Origin of the sequence: Brevundimonas sp. (genome assembly GCF_032107865.1) — a bacterium.
In the GTDB taxonomy this organism is placed as follows: domain Bacteria; phylum Pseudomonadota; class Alphaproteobacteria; order Caulobacterales; family Caulobacteraceae; genus Brevundimonas.
The window spans coordinates 1-2,804 of record NZ_DAMCNG010000292.1; the positions used below are offsets into that span (position 1 = coordinate 1).

A 2,804-nucleotide genomic window follows, 5' to 3' on the forward strand; every position below is an offset into this window, starting at 1 on the left:
CCCCGCCCAGCGTCGCCCTGGTCGGCGGCGTGCGCGCCAAGCGCCAGGACACCAACGCCAAGCGTCAGGCCTCCTTGTGGGCTAACCGCATCCGCAAGAAGCTGCTGGGCGACGACGCCGACGATACGGGCTGCGGGCTGAAGGCGTTCCGCCGCGATGTCTTCCTGCGGCTGCCCTACTTCGATCACATCCACCGCTACCTGCCCGCCCTGATGATCCGCGAGGGGTATGAGAACCGCTACCTCGACGTCGATCACCGCCACCGCGAGACGGGCCGGTCGAAATACACCAACTGGGGTCGGCTGCGGGCGTCCTTCTCGGACCTGCTGGGCGTGATGTGGCTGAAATCCCGCTCGCGCCGTCCGGGCGACGTCAGCGAGTTCTGAGCCACACGCTTTCTACCCGCTCATCCCGGCGGAAGCCGGGACCCAGTGCTTTGGCCACCCCGCTGACGTCTACCGCCCAATTTGATGCCCTTACTGGGTCCCGGCTTCCGCCGGGATGAGCGGTGGAAATGAGCGCGCCCTAGCTGAACGCCAGGAAGATCACCGCCACCACGGTGACGTCGAACAGGCGGGCGGTAAGGCTGAAAACGGCGGGCATGGCGCGATCCGAAGACGGTTGAGCCTGCGTCCTCGCAAATCAGGCGCCAATCGCCGTCAGATCTCGGTTTTGCGCGATCGTCCCGGCGAGGGGCGACGGTCATGCCGCCCCGAATATTCCCGGCCCAGATAGGTGGTGCGCGCCGCATCCAGCACCGGCGCCCCGCCCTTCAATCCGCGCTTCTGCCCCGACTGACCCAGCACCTGGGCGGCGAAGGCGGCGGGCGGCGGGGGCGGTGTGACGGCAGGCTTTGCCGAGGAGGCGGCAGGATCGGCCGCCTCTTCCGACGTTTCGGTCTCGGTCGGGACCAGGGCGCGCGCGCGCCGCCGCTCGCGATGGCGGCGGTCGCCTTCGCGGCGGTCGTCCACGACAGGGTCGTTCAGCGGCCCCGACGCGCCGATGGGACGGATCTCGTCCGTCACGTCGGCCTCAGCCCTTGGACTGGGCGAGGCGGTCGATCTGGGCCCGCATCTCGTCCATCTGACGGCGCATCTCGTCCAGCGCCGCGCCTTCCTTGGCCGGTTCAGCCTTGGGCTCGGCGGCGGGCGCCTCGTCTGCCTCGCCTTCCGGGCGGCCGTGAGCGAAGCCGGGGAACATCCGCATGGCGCGTTCGAACATGGCCATGTTCTGACGCACGGCCTCTTCCATCAGATTGCCGCCGGGCGCGGCGGCGAAGGCGCGCGTGAACTGGCCGCGCAGCTGTTCCTGCTGGCGCGTGAACGTGTCCAGCGACATCTCCAGATAGGACGGCAGCACCCCCTGCATGGAGTTGCCGTAGAAGCCGATCAGCTGGCGCAGGAACTGCACCGGCAACAGGGCCTCGCCCCGGCTTTCTTCCTCGAAGATGATCTGGGTCAGGATCTGGCGCGTCAGATCGTCATTGGTCTTGGCGTCATAGACGACGAATTCCACGCCCTCGCGCACCATGCGGGCCAGATCTTCCAGCGTCACATAGGCGCTGGTGGCGGTGTTATAGAGCCGCCGGTTCGCATACTTCTTGATGACGACCATGCCGTCACGGGTTTTTCCGCCCTCGGATTTCTTGTCGGCCACGCTTGTTCTCGCGATGTTGCAACGCCCAAGCATCCCGCATTGCGCGCGCGAAGGCGAGTCCCGTCTTTGCCGCTAGTCTTGTTGGGTGTGGGCGCTCAGCCCTGAACCAGCACCACGCCGATCAGGATGGCGGCCCAGTGCACGCCCGCGCCGGTGACGACGAAGCCGTGCCAGATGGCGCGGCGGAACTTCACCTTCTGGCTGATGAAGACGAAGACCCCGGCCGTATAGATCAGCCCGCCCGCGACCAGCAGGCCCAGCGCCAGCGGATGCACCGTCTCGATCATCGGCTTCAGCGCAAACACCGCCACCCAGCCGAACAGGACGTAGATCACGCTCCAGAAGGCGTCGGACAGGCGCGGCGCCAGCATCTTCACGCCCGCGCCGACGATGGCCATCGTCCACACCGCCAGGGTGAAGCCCACGGACCAGGCGCCCTCGAACCGCACGGCGGTGAAGGGGGTGTAGCTGCCCGCGATCATCAGGAAGATGGCCGCCTCGTCCAGCCGCCGCAGCACCGGCCGCGCCGCGCACGGATGGGTCAGATTGTACACGGTCGAGGCCGTCAGCATGGCCACCAGACACAAGGCGTAGATCGCCGTCGAAACCGCCGCGCCCACACCCGCATAGACGCTGGCCAGTACGGCCAAAACCACGCCGCCCGCCGCCGCCAGCGCCAGACCCACGACATGCACCCACAGATCGGCCAGTCGCTCTGCCCGCGTCTGATAGTGTTCGATCATGTCCAGATCGTCCGGGGTGCAGATCCGACGAGCGATAGCTTTCAGCAAGATCAGGTCTCCTTCCCCTTCTGAAAGCGCGGCGTGGGGCATCGTTCCCGGCGGATGTTGCGGCGCGGCGATGACGTTTTGCTGATTGCTGCATCGCAGCAGGTGACGTGCGTCTGCGAATGCGGCACAACCTCGCGCAAAGAATTTCTCCAGGGAGTGAATAAAAATGACCGACGTCGTCATCGTCTCCGCCGCCCGCACGCCGGTCGGCTCCTTCCTCGGTGCCCTGTCGACCCTTCCGGCCTCCAAGCTGGGCGAGGTCGCCATCAAGGCGGCGCTGGAGCGCGCGGGCGTGGCCGCCGCCGATGTGGACGAGGTGATCCTGGGCCAGGTGCTGCAGGCGGGCGCGGGCCAGGG

General features: G+C 67.3%; 3 protein-coding genes and 2 pseudogenes. 2 read left to right on the forward strand and 3 right to left on the reverse strand.

Annotated features, from left to right (window positions below):
• Positions 1–386 (forward strand): annotated as a pseudogene (locus RT567_RS15705) (dolichol-phosphate mannosyltransferase); the annotation flags it as partial.
• Between the two features lie 273 nt (positions 387–659).
• Here the strand turns inward: RT567_RS15705 and RT567_RS15710 are convergent.
• The 3 genes from RT567_RS15710 to trhA all read right to left on the reverse strand — a co-directional run bounded on the left by RT567_RS15710 (position 660) and on the right by trhA (position 2,447).
• Entirely contained in the window at positions 660–1,025 is a 366-nt protein-coding gene (locus tag RT567_RS15710) for a hypothetical protein (protein WP_087141107.1), read from the reverse strand.
• A gap of 7 nt (positions 1,026–1,032) precedes the next feature.
• On the reverse strand, positions 1,033–1,614 hold the full coding sequence (phaR, locus tag RT567_RS15715) for a polyhydroxyalkanoate synthesis repressor PhaR (RefSeq protein ID WP_313577164.1): 582 nt from the start codon (positions 1,612–1,614) through the stop codon (positions 1,033–1,035).
• A 137-nt stretch (positions 1,615–1,751) separates the two neighbouring features.
• Positions 1,752–2,447, reverse strand: coding sequence for a PAQR family membrane homeostasis protein TrhA (gene trhA, locus RT567_RS15720; RefSeq protein ID WP_313577163.1), 696 nt, complete (start codon positions 2,445–2,447; stop codon positions 1,752–1,754).
• A gap of 166 nt (positions 2,448–2,613) precedes the next feature.
• Between trhA and RT567_RS15725 the strand changes: the two are divergent.
• Positions 2,614–2,804, forward strand: a pseudogene (locus tag RT567_RS15725) (acetyl-CoA C-acetyltransferase); the annotation flags it as partial.